Source organism: Neorhizobium descurainiae, assembly GCF_051400715.1.
GTDB lineage: Bacteria > Pseudomonadota > Alphaproteobacteria > Rhizobiales > Rhizobiaceae > Neorhizobium.
Window position 1 is genome coordinate 332,078 of record NZ_JBLFFK010000002.1, and the last position, 20,109, is coordinate 352,186.

General features: G+C 62.2%; 19 protein-coding genes. 7 read left to right on the forward strand and 12 right to left on the reverse strand.

Features of this window, described 5'->3' with window-relative positions; all coding sequences use genetic code 11:
• Position 1: 1 nt before the first annotated feature.
• The gene (locus ACMGE0_RS05140; RefSeq protein ID WP_436814790.1) at positions 2–1,396 is read right to left on the reverse strand and encodes an MATE family efflux transporter; all 1,395 of its coding nucleotides are present in this window, start codon (positions 1,394–1,396) and stop codon (positions 2–4) included.
• A 127-nt stretch (positions 1,397–1,523) separates the two neighbouring features.
• Positions 1,524–2,783 carry a TCR/Tet family MFS transporter gene (locus ACMGE0_RS05145; protein WP_436814791.1) on the reverse strand — a complete coding sequence of 420 codons (1,260 nt, stop codon included), beginning with the start codon at positions 2,781–2,783 and terminating at the stop codon, positions 1,524–1,526.
• Positions 2,784–3,062: 279 nt separating this feature from the next.
• Here ACMGE0_RS05145 and ACMGE0_RS05150 point away from each other — a divergent pair, with 279 nt between their 5' ends.
• A complete protein-coding gene (locus ACMGE0_RS05150) occupies positions 3,063–3,542 on the forward strand; it encodes a DUF2938 domain-containing protein (RefSeq protein WP_436814792.1) in 480 nt (159 codons plus the stop codon).
• Between the two features lie 3 nt (positions 3,543–3,545).
• Here ACMGE0_RS05150 and ACMGE0_RS05155 read toward each other — a convergent pair whose 3' ends face one another.
• Complete coding sequence (locus ACMGE0_RS05155; RefSeq protein WP_436814793.1) at positions 3,546–3,869, reverse strand: ArsR/SmtB family transcription factor; 324 nt, start codon at positions 3,867–3,869, stop codon at positions 3,546–3,548.
• Between the two features lie 49 nt (positions 3,870–3,918).
• Between ACMGE0_RS05155 and ACMGE0_RS05160 the strand changes: the two genes are divergently transcribed.
• Complete coding sequence (locus ACMGE0_RS05160; RefSeq protein ID WP_436814794.1) at positions 3,919–4,401, forward strand: SRPBCC family protein; 483 nt, start codon at positions 3,919–3,921, stop codon at positions 4,399–4,401.
• Positions 4,402–4,658: 257 nt separating this feature from the next.
• Here ACMGE0_RS05160 and ypfJ read toward each other — a convergent pair whose 3' ends face one another.
• The 3 genes from ypfJ to ACMGE0_RS05175 all read right to left on the reverse strand — a co-directional run bounded on the left by ypfJ (position 4,659) and on the right by ACMGE0_RS05175 (position 7,564).
• On the reverse strand, positions 4,659–5,564 hold the full coding sequence (ypfJ, locus tag ACMGE0_RS05165; RefSeq protein ID WP_436814795.1) for a KPN_02809 family neutral zinc metallopeptidase: 906 nt from the start codon (positions 5,562–5,564) through the stop codon (positions 4,659–4,661).
• A gap of 100 nt (positions 5,565–5,664) precedes the next feature.
• On the reverse strand, positions 5,665–6,876 hold the full coding sequence (locus ACMGE0_RS05170) for an MFS transporter (RefSeq protein WP_436814796.1): 1,212 nt from the start codon (positions 6,874–6,876) through the stop codon (positions 5,665–5,667).
• A gap of 151 nt (positions 6,877–7,027) precedes the next feature.
• Positions 7,028–7,564, reverse strand: a complete 537-nt coding sequence (locus ACMGE0_RS05175; protein WP_436814797.1) for a DUF2306 domain-containing protein — start codon at positions 7,562–7,564, stop codon at positions 7,028–7,030.
• A 47-nt stretch (positions 7,565–7,611) separates the two neighbouring features.
• On the opposite strand from ACMGE0_RS05175, the gene ACMGE0_RS05180 reads away from it, so the two are divergent.
• The 5 genes from ACMGE0_RS05180 to ACMGE0_RS05200 all read left to right on the forward strand — a co-directional run bounded on the left by ACMGE0_RS05180 (position 7,612) and on the right by ACMGE0_RS05200 (position 15,350).
• On the forward strand, positions 7,612–8,421 hold the full coding sequence (locus tag ACMGE0_RS05180) for a LytTR family DNA-binding domain-containing protein (protein ID WP_436814798.1): 810 nt from the start codon (positions 7,612–7,614) through the stop codon (positions 8,419–8,421).
• Positions 8,422–8,574: 153 nt separating this feature from the next.
• Positions 8,575–12,072 carry a carbamoyl-phosphate synthase large subunit gene (gene carB, locus ACMGE0_RS05185; RefSeq protein ID WP_436814799.1) on the forward strand — a complete coding sequence of 1,166 codons (3,498 nt, stop codon included), beginning with the start codon at positions 8,575–8,577 and terminating at the stop codon, positions 12,070–12,072.
• Positions 12,073–12,197: 125 nt separating this feature from the next.
• Positions 12,198–13,406 carry a T6SS phospholipase effector Tle1-like catalytic domain-containing protein gene (locus ACMGE0_RS05190; RefSeq protein WP_436814800.1) on the forward strand — a complete coding sequence of 403 codons (1,209 nt, stop codon included), beginning with the start codon at positions 12,198–12,200 and terminating at the stop codon, positions 13,404–13,406.
• Positions 13,407–13,784: 378 nt separating this feature from the next.
• Positions 13,785–14,261 (forward strand): transcription elongation factor GreA, encoded by a 477-nt coding sequence (greA, locus tag ACMGE0_RS05195; protein ID WP_436814801.1) that lies wholly within the window; start codon positions 13,785–13,787, stop codon positions 14,259–14,261.
• 30 nt (positions 14,262–14,291) lie between these two features.
• Positions 14,292–15,350, forward strand: a complete 1,059-nt coding sequence (locus tag ACMGE0_RS05200) for a glycosyltransferase family 4 protein (protein ID WP_436815063.1) — start codon at positions 14,292–14,294, stop codon at positions 15,348–15,350.
• On the opposite strand, the gene ACMGE0_RS05205 is transcribed toward ACMGE0_RS05200, so the two are convergent.
• From ACMGE0_RS05205 to ACMGE0_RS05230, 6 genes are read right to left on the reverse strand one after another with little or no spacing between them, the layout of a single operon-like run.
• A complete protein-coding gene (locus ACMGE0_RS05205; protein ID WP_436814802.1) occupies positions 15,334–16,356 on the reverse strand; it encodes a glycosyltransferase in 1,023 nt (340 codons plus the stop codon). The two genes, ACMGE0_RS05200 and ACMGE0_RS05205, sit on opposite strands and share 17 nt — an antisense overlap.
• Positions 16,353–17,384 carry a glycosyltransferase gene (locus ACMGE0_RS05210; RefSeq protein WP_436814803.1) on the reverse strand — a complete coding sequence of 344 codons (1,032 nt, stop codon included), beginning with the start codon at positions 17,382–17,384 and terminating at the stop codon, positions 16,353–16,355. The genes ACMGE0_RS05205 and ACMGE0_RS05210 overlap by 4 nt, the downstream gene beginning before the upstream one ends.
• Positions 17,385–17,393: 9 nt before the next feature.
• Positions 17,394–18,203, reverse strand: a complete 810-nt coding sequence (locus ACMGE0_RS05215) for a glycosyltransferase family 2 protein (protein ID WP_436814804.1) — start codon at positions 18,201–18,203, stop codon at positions 17,394–17,396.
• Between the two features lie 17 nt (positions 18,204–18,220).
• The gene (locus ACMGE0_RS05220; protein ID WP_436814805.1) at positions 18,221–18,889 is read right to left on the reverse strand and encodes an FkbM family methyltransferase; all 669 of its coding nucleotides are present in this window, start codon (positions 18,887–18,889) and stop codon (positions 18,221–18,223) included.
• Between the two features lie 53 nt (positions 18,890–18,942).
• The gene (locus ACMGE0_RS05225) at positions 18,943–19,410 is read right to left on the reverse strand and encodes an Lrp/AsnC family transcriptional regulator (RefSeq protein WP_436814806.1); all 468 of its coding nucleotides are present in this window, start codon (positions 19,408–19,410) and stop codon (positions 18,943–18,945) included.
• Positions 19,411–19,438: 28 nt separating this feature from the next.
• Entirely contained in the window at positions 19,439–20,047 is a 609-nt protein-coding gene (locus ACMGE0_RS05230; RefSeq protein WP_436814807.1) for a class I SAM-dependent methyltransferase, read from the reverse strand.
• Between the last annotated feature and the right edge of the window lie 62 nt (positions 20,048–20,109).

Below are 20,109 nucleotides of genomic sequence, written 5' to 3' on the forward strand. Positions count from 1 at the left end.
GTCAGCGGGCTGCGTTCGTCCGGCGCCGGACCAGAAGCCAGAAGCGGCCGCAAAGGAGCACCGCAGCCGCCGCAAGCCCGGTGACGAAGCCGAACCAGACCCCCTCGCCGCCGAAGCCGAGCGGAAAAGCGAAAATCCAGGCGCAGGCGAAACCGATCGGCCAATAGGCGATCAGCGCCAGGATCATCGGTATCCTGGTGTCCTTGAGGCCGCGGAGCAGCCCCGCCCCGACGGCCTGCAGGCCGTCGACGAGCTGGAACGCGCCGGCGATCACGATCAGCGGCACGGCGATCGCCAGTACCGTTTCCGCGTCTCCCTGACGCGTGTCGAGGAAAAGACCGCCGAGCGAGCGCGGCAGAGCCGCGTAAAGCACGCTGCCGATCGCCGTGAAGAAAATGCCGACCGCAAGCACGGCGACCGCCGCCCGCTTGACGCCGAGAAGATCGTCGCGGCCATTGGCAAGGCCGACGCGCACGGTCGCCACCTGCGCAAGACCGAGCGGGATCATGAAGGCGATCGAGGCGAGCTGCAGGGCAATGCCGTGCGCAGCAAGCTCCAGCTTGCCGATCATGCCCATCAGAAGCGAAGCGGCGGAAAACAGGCTGGCTTCGGCAAGGATGGTGAAACTGATCGGCAGGCCGAGCATCACGATCTCGCGTACCATGCCCCAGTCCGGCCGCCAGAAGCGCACGAAAACCTCATAGGCACGCATCCTCGGCTGGCTCTCGACATAGGCTACCGCGATGAAAAAGCCGGTGACATTGGCCACGACGGAAGCGATCGCGGCGCCATGCAGGCCGAGGGCCGGCGCGCCGAAATGGCCGAAGATCAGCGTATAGGCCACCGCCGCATTCATCAGGAACATGCCGATCGTCACGTAGAGCACGATGCCGCCCTTCTCGAGGCCAGTGACGAAACTGCGGATCGCCATCAGCCCGAGCGCCGGGAAGACGCCCCATTGCGCGATGCGCAGATAGCTCTGGGCATTGGCCGCAACGTCCGGCGCCTGACCGAGATGCAGCAGGATCGGCTCTGAGAACCACAGAAGCGGCGCGGTCAATACGCCATAGGCCAGCACGATCCAAAGCCCCATGCGCACCGAGCGGCGGACGCCGACCGGATCGCTCTGGCCGAGCGCCTGCGCGACGAGCGGGACGACGGCGCTGGAAAACCCCGTGCCGAAGATGAAGACGATGAAGAACATCTGCGTCGCGAGTACGACGGAGGCGAGTTCGGTCGTTCCGAGCCAGCCCACCAGGATGACGTCGGTCGTATGGATCGCCATCTGCGCGAGCTGGGCGCCGACGAGCGGAATGCCCAGAGCGAATGTCGCGCGCATATGCGAGGACCAGGAATTGTCTGTATTGCCTTCAAAGGGCATGACCTGGCTCGACATGGACTCCTCCATAGACGAAAAAAGCCGCTTCCAGAAACTGGGGAGCGGCGGATGATGCAGCCTATAGAGGAGCATCATCCGTGCGGCAAGACTTACGGGTCATGCAGCAGAATTTTTGGCCGTCTCTTCAAGAAATCTGATGAGAAAGCTGCTTTTCGAGCGAATCTGCCTGCGTTTTTCGCGAAATCCGGGTCAAAAACACCAAAATCGCGATCAACATGAAGAACGCCGCCATGATATAGGGCGCGCCAGCGAACTCCACCCTTGCCTGCGGTCCTGTGAAGGCGCTGAAGAGCTGCGTGAAGATCGCCGGGCCGACGATCGTCGTCAGACTGGTGAGGCTCGTCATCGCACCCTGCAGTTCGCCTTGTGCCGACGGAGGAACCTTGCCGGCCGCGATGCTCCGGAGCGGCGGGTCGGCGACGTTCTCGATCGTCGTGGCGAGGATCACGGCGTAGACGATCCACCCCTCCCAGGCCAGCGCATAGCCGGTGAGCCCGAGGCAGGAGAAGGACAGGCCGAGCACCGCCGTCTTCCATTCGCCGAGGACGGGCACGAGCTTCGGCAGCACGAAGCCCATGACAAGCGCCGCGCAGATGCCGAAGAGGCCGAGCGACAGGCCGATCTGCCCCTCGCTCCAGCCATAGCGATAGGCCGAGACGAAGGGCCAGACGGACGGGTAGACCGCGTGCGCAAGCCAATAGAGGAACATGACCAGCATGATCCAGCCGATGCCCGGATAGTGGCGCATCTGGCGCAGCGCGCCGAGCGGGTTAGCGCGTTTCCACTCGAACTTGCGGCGATGCGCCCGCTCCAGCGTTTCCGGCAGCAGGAACCAGGCGGCGATGAAATTGGCAAGCGACAGCAGGCCGGCGCCGAGGAAAGGCACGCGCGGGCCGAGTTCGCCCAGAAGACCGCCGATCACGGGACCGATCGTGAAGCCGACGCCGAAGGCGATGCCGATCAGCCCGAAATTCTTGGCGCGGTTCTCGTCATTGCTGATATCGGCGATGTAGGCCGAACAGGTCGCGAAACTGCCGCCCGAAATACCGGCGAGCACGCGCCCGACGAACAGCATCCAGAAGCTGGTCGCAGCGGCGCAGATGAGATTGTCCAGCGCAAAGGTCAAAACGGATGCAAGCAGGATCGGCCGGCGGCCGAACCGGTCGGAGAGGTTTCCGAGCAGCGGCGCGAACAGGAACTGCATGGCCGAATAGATGAGCAGCAGCCAGCCGCCGTCGACGGCCGCGGCACTCACGTCGTCGCCGGTAAGCTCCCGCAGGAATGTCGGCAGCACCGGCATGATGATGGCGATCCCGATAACGTCGAGAAACAGGATCATGAAGACGAGGAACAGGCCGCGGCGGACGAATTTCGGATCGAGCATCGGGATGTCTCTCTAGGCTCCGGTGTTTTTCTGGAAAGACGATCCAAGTCGCCGCGCGCCTACATAGCGGCAAACGAAAACGGAAACAATACGTGAACATTTCAAAGTTTTTGATGGGACGCAGGAATGGAGCCGCCGCCGGTGCCCGCTATCCCGAAGCGCTGCCCGCTTATCCGGACCGCGAAGAAGGATAATTCGGCAAGTCGCATCCACCACTTCCGGATGCCGACGGAAAAGGTTTATAGAAGACCTCTCTTCCATCTATTCCCGGCGGCACTCATGATCGATCTTCTCTGGCGCGGCATCCTGATCGGCATCGGCGCGACCGTTCTTATGGACCTCTGGGCGATCGTGCTTCACCGCTTCTTCGGCCAGCCGAAAGCCAACTGGGCGCCGGGCGGCCGCTGGTTCTGGCATCTTTCCCGGGGAAAGGTTTTTCACGAGAGCATTGCCGCCGCCGAACCCTATGAACACGAACTCGCGCTCGGCTGGGCCGGCCACTATGCGGTGGGCATCCTCTATGGCGTCGTCTTCGCGCTGATTGCGGGGCCGAACTGGCTCGCTGCGCCGGCATTCCTGCCCGCCTGGATTTTCGGCATCGTCACGGTCGGCGCCGGCTGGTTCCTGTTCCAGCCGGGCATGGGCCTCGGCTGGGCTGCCTCGAAGACGCCGAAGCCCAACAAGGTCCGGTTCCTCAACCTCGTCGCCCATACGGTCTTCGCGCTCGGACTCTACGGCACGGCTTTCCTCGTCGGCTGAGCCCTATCCTTCCAGATCCCGCTTCATCCGGTCGAGCATGTCGACCGCACGCGCCGCATAGTCGCCGATCCAGCGGTCATGGATCGCCTTGATCGGCAGCGGGTTCAGGTGGTTCCACCGTTCGCGGCCCTCCCGCCTGACCAGCACCAGGCCCGCCCCCTCCAGAACCTTCAGATGCTGCATCACGGTGCAGCGGTCGAGGTTCGGGAAACGCGCGCAGATCTCGCCCGTCGTTTTCGGGTGATCCTTCAGCTCGTCCAGAATATCCCGGCGAATCGGCGCCGCTAATGCCTTGAAAATCTTGTCGCTTTGTTTTCCGCTTGACATGTTATGTTTTTATAACATGATGGATCGGGAAACAAGGGAGAAGAAGACCATGGAACTGAAATTCAAGGTATCCGGCCGGATCTCGAAACCGGTCGAGGAAGTCTTCGAGGCGGTCGCCGATCCGAAAAAGCTTTCGGGCTATTTCACCACCGGCGGCGCCAGCGCGCGGCTGGAGACCGGCACCACCGTCACCTGGGATTTCGCCGATTTTCCCGGAGCGTTCCCGGTCGAAGTCGTCGAGGTGGAGAAAAACAGGCGGATCGTGATGCGCTGGGAAGCGACGGACGGCAATCCCGCCGAACAAGGGCCGGAAAACGTCGTGCTCGCCAATTACAAGACGACGATAACCATGACGTTCGAACCCCTGGACGGCAACCGCACGCTGGTGACGATCGCCGAGGAAGGCTGGCGGGAGACGCCCGGCGGACTGGCCGCCTCCTACGGCAACTGCCAGGGCTGGTCGCAGATGCTTTGCGCCTTGAAGGCCTATGTGGAATACGGCATCAACCTGCGCGAGGGGATGTACAAGTAACCCTCTGCTTTTAGGAAGCACACGGGCCTGTTCACGGACGCACCGAAGCGTCCCGCGCAATCTCCCGCCGGGTTTTCAAAGAGCAATCCGGAGAGCCCACGCACATGCGGAACCTCTTTGGATTTGTATAAAGTGGCTCCACATGTGCGTGGCCTTCGGCGTTCTCTCGGGGCTTCCGGCCCCTACAAGTGAGGAGGTCAAGTATTTGATAAAACTAGGGCGGGCTTGAGTTTTTCGTCATGCGCCCTCCGGAATCGTCACACATCCCCGGAGAACGTATCGCAGGTCTTGATGTCGCCGCTGTCGAAGCCGCGCTGGAACCAGCGCATGCGCTGGGCGGATGTGCCGTGGTTGAAGCTTTCCGGCACGACATAGCCCTGGCTGCGCTTTTGCAGCGTGTCGTCGCCGATCTGCTGGGCGGCGTTGAGCGCCTCTTCCAGGTCGCCGCGCTCCAGAATGCCCCTCTGTTCCGTGAACTTGCCCCAGACGCCGGCGAAGCAATCCGCCTGCAGCTCGACGCGCACCGACATCTGGTTCGCTTCGGTTTCGCTCATGCGCTGCCGGGCCTGGTTGAAGCGTGGCAGGATGCCGAGCAGGTTCTGCACGTGATGGCCGACCTCATGCGCGATCACATAGGCTTCGGCGAAATCGCCGGCCGCATCGAAACGCTGCTCGAGCTCCCGGAAGAAATCCGTATCGAGGTAGAGCTTGTGATCGCCCGGGCAATAGAAGGGGCCGGTCGCGGAAGAGGCAAATCCGCAGGCGGAACTCACCTGGCCGGAGAAAAGCACCAGCGTCGGCTCCTGGTAGCGCTGGCCGTTCGCCTGGAAAATGCCGTTCCAGGTATCCTCCGTCTCGGCAAGCACGGTGCGCACGAAGGCGGTCGTGTCGTCATCCGCCGGCGCGCCGCCGGTCGTCTGCTGGGAGCTCGGAGCCTGCAGGCCGATGTCGCCGCCCGAAAGCAGCGTCAGCGGATTGATGCCGGCGATCCAGCAGACGATCAGGATGACGACGATGCCGCCGATGCCGATACCCCCGCCCCGACGACCGCCGCCTCCCACGGGGATGCGAAAACCGCCGCCCCGCCCGAAAGGGCTGCCGCCCATGGAGGCACCGCGCTGGTCCTCGACATTGTTCGACTGACGGCGGCCTCTCCACTCCATCTCGCGCTCTCCTTTTCGCGGGCCCTGTGCCTCACCGCTAATATAACGTCCGCGGCGGCAAAGGCGAGCCTCGGCGATCCCTCAACCGCAAGATTTCCCGTCAGGCGACCCTGAGCGCCTTTTTGCCCGGAAGGAAGACCGTCAGAAGCCCCAGCGCCGGCAGGAAGGCGCAAACCGTATAGACGAAGGAAATGCCGTAGTGGTCGGCAAGGATGCCGAGCACCGCCGCAGCGATGCCGCCGATGCCGAAGGCAAGCCCGAAGAAGATGCCGGCGATCATGCCGACCCGGCCCGGCACCAGCTCCTGCGCCATGACCACGATCGCCGGGAAGGACGAGGCCATGATGAAGCCGACGATCGCCGAAAGCGCGATCGTCACCGGCAGATTGGCGAAAGGCATGGCGAGCGTGAAAGGCAGCACGCCGAGGATCGAGAACCAGATCACCACCTTGGACCCGAACCGGTCGCCGATCGGTCCGCCGATCACCGTTCCGAGCGCGACCGCGCCGAGGAAGACGAAGAGCATGATCTGCGACTGTTGCACCGTCACGCCGAAACGCTCGATGACGAAGAAGGTGTAATAGCTGCCGATGCTCGCCATGTAGATGTTCTTGGAGAAGGTCAGCAGCGCCAGCACCACCAGCGAAATGGCCACCGTGCGCTTCGACAGGTTATGCGCGTTCAGTATCCGCTTGCGGCCCTTGTTGGCGAGCATATGCGCCTTGTACCAGCGCGCGACCCACGAGAGGATGACGATGCCGAGCAGAGCGATCCCCGAAAACCAGGCGACGCTGCCCTGCCCGTTCGGCACGATGATGAAGGCGGCGAGCAGCGGACCGATGGACTGGCCGAAATTGCCGCCCACCTGGAACACCGACTGCGCGAAGCCGTAACGGCCGCCGGAAGCAAGCCGTGCGACACGCGAGGCCTCCGGGTGGAAAACCGCCGAGCCGATGCCGATCAGCGAGGCGGCGATAACCAGCATGACATAGGAATGAGCGCTCGCCAGCATGAAGAGGCCGATGAAGGTCGAACCCATGCCGACCGGCAGCGAATAGGGGAAAGGCTTCTTGTCGGTGACGATGCCGATCACCGGCTGCAAGAGCGAGGCCGTGCATTGAAAGGCGAGCGTCAGGATGCCGATCTGCCAGAAGTCGAGGGCGTAATCCGTCTTCAGCATCGGATAGATCGCCGAAATCATCGACTGCATGATGTCGTTCAGCATGTGGCAGAAACTGACTGCCAGAATGATCGGCAGGACCGTCACTTCGGCGGCGGCGGCGGCTGCGGGCTTCGAGGTTGCATCGGCCATAAGTATTTCCTCCGCGCAAGCGGTCGTCGTCGGGGATGGCCGTTGCTGCAAGTTTCTTTTCCGCAGCACATAATCCCGCAAGCCGCACCTGTCCATGACAGCTATGCGGCTAACGGTACGGTCCGAAAGATTTTATTGGCGAGGTCGGAGGTCAGGCGCGACGCGACGCGAGCTTCTGCTGCAGGACGAGCATCCCGACGATGGCGGCCAGGGTGAGCAGCAATATCCAGCTCGGCCCGCCGGAGAAGACGACGGCATTCATGATGCGCCCGGGGAGAAGGGTGAACAGGCCCGCTCCGACGATGCCGCCGAAATACATGCCGATGACGGCGGCCTTGTGCGCCCGGATGTTATGGGCACGCGCGGCGGTGATCGCCCGCCAGACTCCGACGAGCACGAAGATCGACAAGAGATGGATCGGGCTGAAGCCGTAGAACAGGTCGAGTTCGTGGATGAAGAAGCTGGAGAGCGAGGTGACGACCATCAGGACCATCCAGATTTTCCCGAGCAGCCGGTGCAGCGCCGTGCCCTTGCGGTTCAGCAGGATATAGGCCCCGAGCAAGGTGGCCGGCAGGACGGCCGCGACGTGGATATGCACGGCAAGCGGAGCATCGAGAAGCGGCTGGAGGTTCATGGGCTGTACCTGTATATGCATCAAGCGATTGAACTCGGCGCCTGTTTCCCCCATGACTGGCGCGCCCTCAACCGCAATGACGCAGACGGCGGATAAACTTCGTGAAGCACCCGTTTTTCAGCTCCACGCTTCGTGAATTGCAGCTCTTCGCCCATGCCTGGCGCTTCTGGGCGACCTTCGCTCTCGTCGTCCTGATCTTCGCGGTCAGCGGCCCCTACGGCACGTCGGAGCGGATGACCTTCGGCGTCCGGCTGGGTTACTGGCTGATGGTTCACGCTGCCGCCTGGACGATCGCCATCTGTCTTTCCGTCATGGCCGAAGTGGCCTTGCGCGAACGGCTCGGCAATACGCTGATGCGGATGATGATCGGCTCGCTGGTCGCCGCCTTGCCGATCGGCTTCGCGCTCGGCGTCATCGACTTTGCCTTCTCCGGCGCGTGGAACGGGACGAGCAACGGCTTGCATCGGGCATTCATGGCCCTGCCGCTCTGTGCCCTCTTCTGTCTGCTCACCTATACTGCGATGCACCGGCAGATCGCGGAGGTCTCGGCGCTGGCACAGATGCCCTCGCCGCAAACCGCCACGATGGCCTCGGCCGAGCCGGAAATCCTCGTCCGCCTGAAACCGCAGAATCGCGGACCGCTCGTGCGGCTCTCGGTCGAGGATCACTATACGGAGGTGTGCACCACGCGCGGCCGCGAACTGGTGCTCCTGCGCTTTGCGGACGCCCTGAAGGAACTCGGCGATACGCCGGGCCTGCGGGTCCACCGGTCCCACTGGGTGGCGGACGCACATGTCGAAAAGCTGAGGCGCGAGAACGGCAAGCTCTTCGTCGTCATGAAGGATGGCGCCGAAATTCCCGTCAGCCGACCCAATATGGACGCGGTGAAGACGCGGTTCGGACACCTTTAAGGATTCTGTCGATTTGGCGATTTATGGGGTTCCGTTTGGAAAAACATTTGCCTATAAGCCGCTTCTAGCCTGAAAAGACCATGAACTGCGCACCCGGCCGGCAATCTTCCGCCCTGGCCGGTTTTTGGCGCAGGAAAAAGCGGAAAGACCATCATGCCGAAGCGCCAAGACATCAAATCGATCCTCATCATCGGAGCGGGTCCGATCGTCATTGGTCAGGCATGCGAATTCGACTATTCCGGCACCCAGGCCTGCAAGGCGCTGCGGGAGGAAGGTTACCGGGTGATCCTGGTCAACTCCAACCCGGCGACGATCATGACCGATCCGGGCCTTGCCGATGCCACATACGTCGAGCCGATCACGCCCGAGGTCGTCGCCAAGATCATCGCCAAGGAGCGGCCGGACGCGCTGCTGCCGACCATGGGCGGCCAGACAGCGCTCAACACGGCACTCTCCCTCAAGAGAATGGGCGTGCTCGACCGCTACAATGTCGAGATGATCGGCGCCAAGCCCGCCGCCATCGACATGGCCGAGGATCGCGCCCTCTTCCGCGAGGCGATGGCCCGGATCGGCCTCGAAACGCCGAAATCCATGCTGGCGAATGCCACCGACATCAAGGACGCCGACCGCAAGACCCATGAGGCGGAGCGCGCCAAGCTGCGCGAGAGCCTTTCCGGCTCCGGGCAGGACAAAGAGCTCGACAAGGCGCTCGACGAACTCGAAAACCAGTGGAACCTCGGCGAGAGCGACCGCAAGCAGCGCTATATGAGCCACGCCATGGCGATCGCCGCCCAGGCGCTCGACCATGTCGGCCTCCCGGCGATCATCCGCCCCTCCTTCACGCTCGGCGGTACCGGCGGCGGCATCGCCTACAACCGTTCGGAATTCTTCGAGATCGTCTCCGGCGGCCTCGACGCCTCGCCGACCACCGAAGTGCTGATCGAAGAGTCCGTGCTCGGCTGGAAGGAATACGAGATGGAGGTGATCCGCGACAAGGCGGACAACTGCATCATCATCTGCTCGATCGAGAACATCGACCCGATGGGCGTCCACACGGGCGATTCCATCACCGTCGCGCCGGCCCTGACGCTGACCGACAAGGAATACCAGATCATGCGCAACGCCTCGATCGCGGTGCTGCGCGAGATCGGGGTGGAGACCGGCGGCTCCAATGTGCAGTTCGCCGTCAACCCGAAGGACGGCCGGTTGGTCGTCATCGAGATGAACCCGCGCGTGTCGCGCTCCTCGGCGCTGGCGTCCAAGGCAACCGGCTTCCCGATCGCCAAAGTCGCCGCCAAGCTCGCCGTCGGCTATACGCTGGACGAGCTGGAAAACGACATCACCGGCGGCGCGACTCCGGCTTCGTTCGAACCGTCGATCGACTATGTCGTGACGAAGATCCCGCGCTTTGCATTCGAGAAGTTCCCGGGCGCCGAGCCGACGCTGACGACGGCGATGAAATCGGTCGGCGAAGTGATGGCGATCGGCCGCACGTTTGCGGAGTCGCTGCAGAAGGCGCTGCGTGGCCTCGAAACCGGCCTGACCGGCCTCGACGAGATCGAGATTCCCGGCCTGGAAGACGGCGAGAACTCCAAGAACGCCATCCGTGCCGCGATCGGCACGCCGACGCCGGACCGGCTGCGCATGGTCGCCCAGGCCCTGCGCCTGGGGCTCAGCGAGGCGGAAGTCCACGAGGCCTGCAGGATCGATCCGTGGTTCATCGCCCAGTTCAAGGCGATCGTCGATATGGAGGCGCGCATCCGCGAGCACGGCCTGCCGCAGGACGCGGAAAACCTGCGCATGCTGAAGGCCATGGGCTTTTCCGACGCACGCCTTGCGAGCCTGACGGCCAAACGGCCGAAGGAAGTCGCCGAACTGCGCAACAGCCTCGGCGTCCGCCCCGTCTTCAAGCGCATCGACACCTGCGCGGCCGAATTCGCCTCGCCGACCGCCTATATGTATTCGACCTACGAGACGCCCTTCGTCGGCGCGGCGCGCTCCGAGGCGGAGGTTTCGGACCGCAAGAAGGTCGTCATTTTGGGCGGCGGCCCGAACCGCATCGGCCAGGGAATCGAATTCGACTATTGCTGCTGCCATGCCGCCTTCGCGCTGAAGGATGCGGGCTACGAAGCGATCATGATCAACTGCAACCCGGAAACCGTCTCGACCGACTACGACACGTCCGACCGCCTCTATTTCGAGCCGCTGACGGCCGAAGACGTCATCGAGATCCTGCGCGCTGAGCAGGAAAAGGGCGAAGTCGTCGGCGTCATCGTCCAGTTCGGCGGCCAGACGCCGCTGAAGCTCGCCGAGGCGCTCGAAAAGAACGGCATCCCGATCCTCGGCACCGCGCCGGATGCGATCGACCTCGCCGAAGACCGCGACCGCTTCCAGAAGCTTCTGATGAAGCTCGACCTCAACCAGCCGAACAACGGCATCGCCTACTCCGTCGAGCAGGCCCGCCTCGTCGCCGCCGAGATCGGCTTCCCGCTGGTCGTGCGCCCGTCCTACGTGCTCGGCGGCCGCGCCATGCAGATCATCCATTCGGAAGGCCAGCTCCAGACCTATCTGCTGGATACCGTTCCGGGCCTCGTGCCGGAAGACATCAAGCAGCGCTATCCGAACGACAAGACCGGCCAGATCAACACGCTGCTCGGCAAGAACCCGCTGCTCTTCGACAGCTATTTGACCAACGCGATCGAAGTGGACGTCGATTGCCTTTCCGACGGCGACGACGTCTATGTCGCGGGCATCATGGAGCATATCGAGGAAGCCGGCATCCATTCGGGCGACAGCGCCTGCTCGCTGCCGCCGCGCTCGCTGTCTGCCGAGACGATCGACGAGCTGGAACGCCAGGCGAAAGCCATGGCGAAGGCGCTCAATGTTGGCGGCCTGATGAACGTCCAGTTCGCCATCAAGGACGGCACGATCTACGTGCTGGAAGTCAACCCGCGCGCCTCGCGCACAGTGCCTTTCGTGGCGAAGACGATCGGCGCGCCGATCGCCAAGATCGCCGCACGCGTCATGGCTGGAGAAAAACTCGACGCGACCTTCGCCGCCTATGGCGAGAAACCCGATCCGCGCGCGTTGAAGCACATCGCGGTCAAGGAAGCCGTCTTCCCGTTCGCCCGCTTCCCGGGCGTCGATACGCTGCTTGGGCCTGAAATGCGCTCGACCGGCGAGGTCATCGGCCTCGACACGGATTTCGCCCTCGCGTTTGCCAAGTCGCAGCTCGGCGCCAATGTCGAACTGCCGCGCGACGGTACTGTCTTCGTCTCCGTCCGCGACGAGGACAAGGCCCGCGTCCTGCCTGCGATCCGCATCCTGACCGAGATCGGCTTCAAGGTGCTCGCGACCGGCGGCACGGCCCGCTTCCTCGGCGAAAACGGCATCACGGCGACTAAGATCAACAAGGTTCTGGAAGGCCGCCCGCATATCGAGGACGCGATCCGCAACCGCCAGGTCCAGCTCGTCATCAACACGACCGACGGCAACAAGGCGATCTCGGACTCGAAGTCGCTGCGCCGCGCCACGCTGATGCAGAAGGTGCCCTATTACACGACCATGGCCGGCGCCGAGGCCGCGGCACTTGCCATCAAGGCGCTGAAAGCCGGCAGTCTCGAAGTCCGCCCGCTGCAGAGCTATTTCTGAGCCGCAGGCAAAAGCAAAAGCTTCCTGAGACCTGCATCGCGGATGCAGGTCTTCCCTGACGACCACACCCGGAATTGAAGTCAGCCATTCCGAATGCTACCCTCCCTCGGCGTTCGGGGGCGAGCATGTCCAAGAATATCGTCATCCTGTTCGACGGCACGTCGAATGACATTTCGGCGGACCGTACGAATATCCTGAGACTGTTCGGAACGCTCAAGCGATCGGACGAGCAGATCGTCTACTATGATCCGGGCATCGGCACTTTCGGCGCAGCCAATGCCTGGTCCCGGTTCTATCGGAAAACCTTCGAAGTCTGGGGGCTCGCCACCGGCTGGGGACTGGATCAGAACGTCAAGGAAGCCTATCGCTTCCTGGTCGAGAATTACGACCGCGGCCCGACCGGTGCGAGGGGCCGTCATCCCGATCGCGATCGCATCTATATCTTCGGCTTCAGCCGCGGCGCATATACCGCCCGTGTGCTCGCAGGCTTCATCCATGCCTTCGGGCTGACGAGCAAGTATCACCTCAACCTGCTCGACTACGCCTACAGAACCTACAAGGGTATTCCCGAGCAGGAACAGAGCGCGGAGAACGCAGCCGATGACGCTGACGTGGCGTCCGCCTTCCAGAGCATGCGGCTCTACGAGCGGATGCTTCGCAACGACCGTCCGCCGATCAAGCTTCTCGGCCTCTTCGATACCGTGGCTTCGGTGATCGAACCGGGCAAATGGCATCCGCAGTTCAAGACCCATCCTTTCACCCGCAAGAACTCGAGCGTCGAGTGGGTGCGGCATGCGGTGGCGATCGACGAGCGGCGCACGATGTTTCAGCCGGAACTCTGGACCCCAGACCAGGACTATTGGGGCGGTCCCTTCAAGCCGAAGACGGTCACGCCGCAGAATTTCAGGGAAGTCTGGTTCGCGGGCGTCCACGGCGACGTCGGCGGCGGGTATCGCGAAGAGGAGAGCGGTCAGGTCAAGATACCGCTCGACTGGATGATCCGCGAGACGCAGCCGACGGGCCTCGTCTACGTCACCCGCACGATCAACAACATCGTGCGCGGCAAGAACGCCAACCGGTATGTGCCGCTCGATCCGCTCGCGACGCTGCACGATTCGATGACCTGGGGATGGAAAATTCTCGAATTCGTACCGCGACGCGTTCCGGAGAATTCCTGGCGCAAGCGCGGCAATCGGACCGGTATCTACCTCCCCCTCGAAGACAGGCGCTTCATCCCGGACGGCGCAATGCTGCATCAGTCGGTCAAGGCGCGCATGGATGGCGGCGGCTACGCTCCGCCCAATCTACCGAGCGATCCACGATTCGTGCATTGAGATGAACTCATATCTCAACAGACGCCGATAAACAATTTATATTACTAAATAAAATTTCTTGGAAACCATAGGGAAAGCGCCCTGTTCGGCGCCTTCGAGGCAAGAATCCGCCCCTCTTCGGACGACGTCTTTGACTGAGGATCGTTCCTCTAATGTTCCTATTTTGCCTGTCAAGTCATTGACAAAAGAACGGGCTTCGATTCACATGTGCGGAGGATGGGCCACGCCGACAGAGTTTCGAAATCCCTAGCACCGGCTGTCGAAAATCTGTTATAGTGAACCAAACTCCGATTTTGCGATGGTTCCGAAGTTTTGCTCCGGAACCTGTTTCTTTTTGTGTCCGCGGCATCCGCGGGCATGAGTCTGAAGGACAAGGAAATGGTTGATAAGGTACCGATGACGCCGAGCGGTTTTGCCAAGCTGCAGGAAGAGCTGCGCTGGCGCCAGCAGGAGGAGCGTCCCCGTATCATCGAGGCAATTGCCGAAGCGCGCGCCCATGGCGACCTTTCGGAAAATGCCGAATACCATGCCGCCAAGGAGGCCCAGAGCCACAATGAAGGCCGCATCACCGAGCTCGAAGACCTGACGGCGCGCGCCGAGGTCATCGATCTCACCAAGATGTCCGGCGCGAAGATCAAGTTCGGCGCGACCGTGAAGCTCGTCGACGAGGACACCGACGAGGAAAAGACCTACCAGATCGTCGGCGACCAGGAAGCCGACGTGAAGGCCGGCCGCATTTCCATCTCCTCGCCGATCGCCCGCGCCATGATCGGCAAGGAAGTCGGCGATTCCATCGAGGTGGTCGCACCCGGCGGCTCCAAGGGCTACGAGATTCTTGCCGTTTCCTGGGGCTGATACCCTGTGAAAAAGGACGGCGATCCCGCCATCATCGATATCCGTGACGTCGAAGTGATCGCGCCGAATTTCAAGCGGCGCCTCTCCGGCGTCACCTCCACCATCATCCAGCTCATTCCGGTCCAGAGAGCGCTCGGTCAGAAGGTGGCGGCCCTTGGGCCGGGTCTTCCCGCCAACTTGCCGCATATCCGCTTTCGCGACCTTCCCGCGCTCTGGCGCCCTCCCCGCGGCAAACGCTTCCGCATCTGGCATGCCCGCCGCAATATCGAGATGCTGCCGGCGATCCTGATGCGCGACGTGCTTCGCATGCCGCTCAGGATCCTCTTCACCTCGGCCTCGCAGCGCCGTCATACAGGCTGGACGAAATGGCTGATTTCGAAGATGGACGGCGTGATCGCCGTGAGCGGCAAGACAGCCGATTACCTCGCCGTGCCGAATACCGTCATCCTGCACGGCATTGATACCAACCGCTTTTCGCCGCCGGTGGACAAGGCCGAGGCGAAGCGCGCCCGCGGGCTCGATCCGGACAAGAAGATCGTCGGCTGCTTCGGCCGCGTGCGGCATCAGAAAGGCACCGATCTTTTCGTCGATTCGATGATCCGGCTCCTGCCCGACCGGTCCGGCTGGGCGGCGATCGTCGCCGGCCGCGCCACCGGTCCGCATGTGGAATTCGAAAACGGATTGAAGGCGAAGGTGGCGGCCGCCGGCCTTGCCGACCGCATCCTCTTCGTCGGCGAGCACACCGATATCAACGAATGGTACCGCGCACTCGACCTCTTCATCGCGCCGCAGCGCTGGGAAGGGTTCGGCCTGACGCCGCTCGAAGCCATGGCCACCGCCGTGCCGGTGATCGCCACCGATGCGGGCGCCTTCCCGGAACTCCTGGTGACGGGCGAGGAGGAAACGGGTGTGATCATCGCCCGCGACAGCCTTGATGCCATGGCCGAAGCGGCAGCACTTTTCATGGACGACGACGCGCGCCGCAACGCGGCATCGGTCCGCGCGCGCGCCCATGCGATCGAAAATTTCAGCATCGAGGGCGAGGCAAAACGCCTCGGCAACGTCTATCGGATCATGGCTTCCGCTTGAAAAGCTCGATATAGGCGCCGGCGACGGCTTCCTCGGAAAACTGCTGCATCAGCGTTTTATGGCCGCCCTCTGCAACCGTTGCGGCAAGCGCCTTGTCAGCGGCAAGCTCTGAAATCGCCCGCGAGAAGCCGGCGACATCGTCGATATCGACCAGCAATCCGTTCTCGCCGTCTCGCATGAACCAGGTCGGCCCTTCCGAGCGGGAGGAGACGACCGGCCGCTTCTGTGCCCAGGCTTCCAGGATGACGTTGCCGAGCGGCTCGTGGCCCGACGGCATGACGAAGATATCGGCGGCCGCAAGATAGGGTCGGGTGTCCTTTTGCCAGCCAAGGAAACGCACGCGACTGGCGATCCCTCGTTGCCTGGCGAACGTCGTGAGCGCCTCCCGCTCCTCGCCGTCGCCGGCGAGCCAGAGATAGGCCTCGGGAACGGCCGCCATGGCCTCTATCAGCGTGTGGAAACCCTTGCGCCTGACGAACCGCCCCATGGACATGACGACGGTCGCGCCCTCCGGCGTATCGGCCAAAGCACGTGCAGCCGGCGTCACCGCGTCCGTGTCGGTGAAATTCGAGATCACCTCGACGCCGCGCGTCCAGCCGATCTTGCGCACGTGATCCGCAATGCCCGGCGTATTGCAGACGATAACGTCGGTATTCCGGAAATAATTCAGGCGCAGAGGATAGTCTCCGAGGCGCGAAATTTTGATGCAGCCGTTATAGGCCGGCATCAACTCGCTGGCGCGCGGCGCCCAGGCCATGAGAGCATCCGGTCTTTCGCGGCGGGCAAGCCTCGCTGCCCTCATCGGCAGCAAGATGCGGTCCAGCGAAAGGTTGCGGAAATTGCTCTCGATGATCTCCGCCGCCTCTTCGATATCTTTCCGCCAGATGCGGCCGGGCCTTATGATCGCACGCTGTTCGACGCCGCGCCGCGCAAGCGCATTGACGAGATGGGTGAAGAACCTTTCGGCCCCGCCATCCTTGCCGAAGTGATAGTGATGGACCTTCATGGAGCGCTCGAACCGGTCCTGAAGAGCCTGAGATAAGTCTGGGTAATCGCCTCCTCGGAGAAACGCTGCTCGAGCTTGCGCCGCCCCCCTTCCACGAGGCGCTGCCTCAGGCCGGCATCGTCGCGTATCCTCGACAGGGCGGCGGCGAGCCCGTCGGCATCGCCGCGATCGAACATCAGTGCGTCCTCCTCGTCGGTCATGACCCAGGACGGACCTTCCGCCCGCGAGGAAACCGTCGGCTTGCCGGCGCCCCAGCCCTCGAAGCAGACATTGCCGAGCGGTTCGTGCAGCGACGTGATGGCGAAGGCGTCGGCGGCGGCGAGATAGGAATAGGCGTCCGTCTGCCAGCCGGGGAAGCGGACACGGTCCTGAAGCCCGAGATCGTCGACGAGCGCCTTCAGGTTTTCCCGCTCCGGCCCGTCGCCCAGCAGCCAGAGATAGGCGCCTGCGACACCGGCAATCGATCGGATCAGGGTATCGAAGCCCTTGCGCTTCACGAATCGTCCCATGCCCAGCACCACGAAGGCGTCTTCGGGCGTCTGCAGCTCCTGCCGGGACACGGCCGGTGCCGGAACAGCCCGCGTGAAGTTCGGAATGATCTCTATGGCTCGCGTCCATCCGAACTCGCGAACCTTCGCCGCGATGTCGGGCGTAAGGCAAACGAGAATTTCGGAATTCGTGTAATAGCCCAGATGCTCCGGATAATCTCCGAGCCGGGAAATACGCCGGGCCTTCCGATAATTGGGCATGAACCGGCTTGCCCTGAGCTGCCAGGACATGATGACGTCCGGCTGGAAATCCCGGAGGATCATGTGCATCCGGGCGGAAAGCAGGAACCGGGAGAGAGAAATCCTGCGGAACACGCCCTCGTAGACCTTCCCACACCCCTCGATCTCCGCCCGCCAGCTCCGGTCGGGACGGATGAGCATCCGCTGCTCGACGCCGCGGTCATGCAGCGCATTCACAAGGTTGACGAAAAACCTCTCGGCACCGCCTTCCTTGCCGAAATGGATATGCAAGACTTTCATGGCCGCTCCTCAGCGCACGGACGCGTCATCCTGGTTGGGCCGCCTCTTCAGCGCCTGCCGCTGATAGAGCTTGGCCTGCGTGAGAAAGGCATAAACCGCCCCCGTCATCGCCTCTATGAAGCCGGAAACGCCGCAGCGCCAGAGGCCGTTCTTGAAATAAAGCCTGAGAAAATAGATCAAGGGCGAAAAGACGAGCTTCAGCACCTTCGTCCGTTTGCCCTCGGCGAACTGCTGGTCCGCCTTCAGCGTGGAGTATTTGTTTTCCTTGAGGATCTGCTCGTCGATGATCAGCGGCCGGTAGTGCAGCAGGCTTCCTTTCCCCGCCTTTTCGACGCGCCCGTCAGGCACGATGCCCTCGTGCACCGCCTGCGCGAGATCGTAGCGTCCCCTGCCCTTGCGGATGAGACGCAGGTTCTTGCGTTCCTGCACATGCTCGGGAGTGTAACCGTAACCGATCAGATAAGGCCGGCGCGCCACCCGCCAGCCGACGATTTCCTGCGGCGCGGCGACAAGTTCCGGCAGGAGCTTGCGCAAGGGGGCATCGAGCCGTTCGTCGGAATCGATATTGAAGCACCAGGGCTCTCCGCACTGCTCCAACGCGAACTGTTTCTGCCCCGCATATCCACGCCACGTCTCGTGGAAAAGCCGGATCGGCCAGCCCTTCTCGATATAGGACTGGATGAGAGCGATCGTCCCGTCGGTCGAACCGGAATCGACGATGATTATCTCCGAAAACTCGGCGAGGCTCTCGATGCAATTGCCGAGATAGGCTTCCTCGTTCTGGCAGATGATGAAGGCGGAGACGGGAAGCTTGGTCATCGCACGACTATATGGCCTCAGGAGCGGAGCGCCCGCTCGAAGTGATAGGTCTTGCGATCGCGCTCGCGGATCGCAAAGCCATCCGTTTCCAATCGCGCGATAACCTTTTCGATTCTATCCTCGCCAACGATATGCGGATGCAGTTCGATGATGATATGGCGAACATTGCGCAGATCGGCGATCTCGAACAGCTCGACCTCGGCGCCTTCGACGTCGATCACCAGGACGTCGGGATTGATTTCGTCAAGCACGTCGGCAAAGGCGTCGCTCTCGACGGTGATCTTCCGTGCCTCCATGTTGCGGTCATGGGAGCTGGAGGAGATGATATTGTCGCTCTGGAAGAAGGAAAGCGGGCCGCCGTTCAGCGTGACTGCTCTCATGCGCAGCTGCGGCGCCAATGCGTTCAGCGCATAGTTCTCGCGGATGAGCGGTTCCAGGACGGGATTGGCCTCATAGCTTACCACGTTGCCCTCACCGGAAAGCCTGGTGGCAAGCAGGCTGATGAACCCCATTCCGGCGCCGATTTCCAGCACCCGCATGCCGGGTTTCAGAACCCGAAGCAGCAGGTTCCGCTCCGTATCCTCATAGACCTCGCGATAGAGGTGGTTGCGCAACATGACGGGAACCTTGCCCTGCTCCGAGACCAGGCGGACTCCGCTGATCGTCACGGTTGGAGCACTGGTCATGGTGCGGAAATGCCTGCGAAGCGAACGCATCAACCGTTGCAAGGTTCTTCCTCTCAAATCTCGACTGCCGGAGCATCCTTGGTTTGGCGGATGGTCAGGATGGTTCTGACCGTGTCCACGTTCTCGAATGCCGTCAGTTCCTCGATAACGAAGTCCTGAAACTTGGCAAGATTCTCCGCCACGCATTCCAGCAGAAAATCCGACTCGCCCGAGACCATCCAGGCACGCCGCACCAGGGGCCATTTTTCCGCGGCGGTCGAAAACGCCTTCAGCTTGCTCTCGGACTGGAGCTTCAGGCCGATCATGCAGAAGGCCACGAGATCGTATCCGAGGGAAGGCGCATCCAGCAAAGCCCGATAGCCTTTGATGATGCCGGCCTCCTCCAGCCGCCTCACACGCCTGAGGCATGGCGGCGCCGAGATGCCGACCCTTTCGGAAAGCTCGACATTGGTGACGCGCCCCTCATTTTGAAGTTCCCGGAGGATCTTGAGGTCGATCGCGTCCAAATCCGCCCTGATCATGTTCAAATTCTCCGGCACATTGCGTCAGTCAGGATGCCCGCTGGAGAAGCATGGAAAACCCGACGAATGTGTTCTTCGGGTCGCGCCAGTAGGTCTTACGATCCCGTACCACGACCAGGGACGAGGGATAAAGGTCGCACTTTTTCTGGACGAGATCCGGAAAGAGAAACTTCATCGCCGAAGGCGTCCAGCGCCAATGATCTCCGAACCCTTCGCCTTCATGCACCGGATAGAAATACGGCATGGCAAGATACATGTAGCCGCCGGGCTTTATGAGACTGGTAATTTCCGGTGCGGCTATCCAGGGCCTGTCGACATGTTCCAGGACCGACATCACGAGAACAAGGTCATAAGGACCCGGAATGTTCTTCACGGCCATCAGGTCGTCCTGGAAATGCCGTGGGTCGGAATGGGGCGCGATATCGGTCGTATGGAATTCCGCCTTCGGGAAATAGGCCTCGTAGGTACTGCCCTGCTTGTCGGAAGCATTCGGCGTGGCCCCGGTATTCAGGACGCGCTCGCAAGGCAGGTCACGGCAATATTCGCGCAGATAGTGATTCTGATAGTGGCGAAAACGGGAAGCCTTTCCGTATTTCACCACACCGACCCTGCCTGGTCGCGGAAAAAAATCTAGCATGCTACTCCCCTTACCCTCCGACTATGCCATCGTTTCCTGCACTTGACATCAAACTCAGGTTT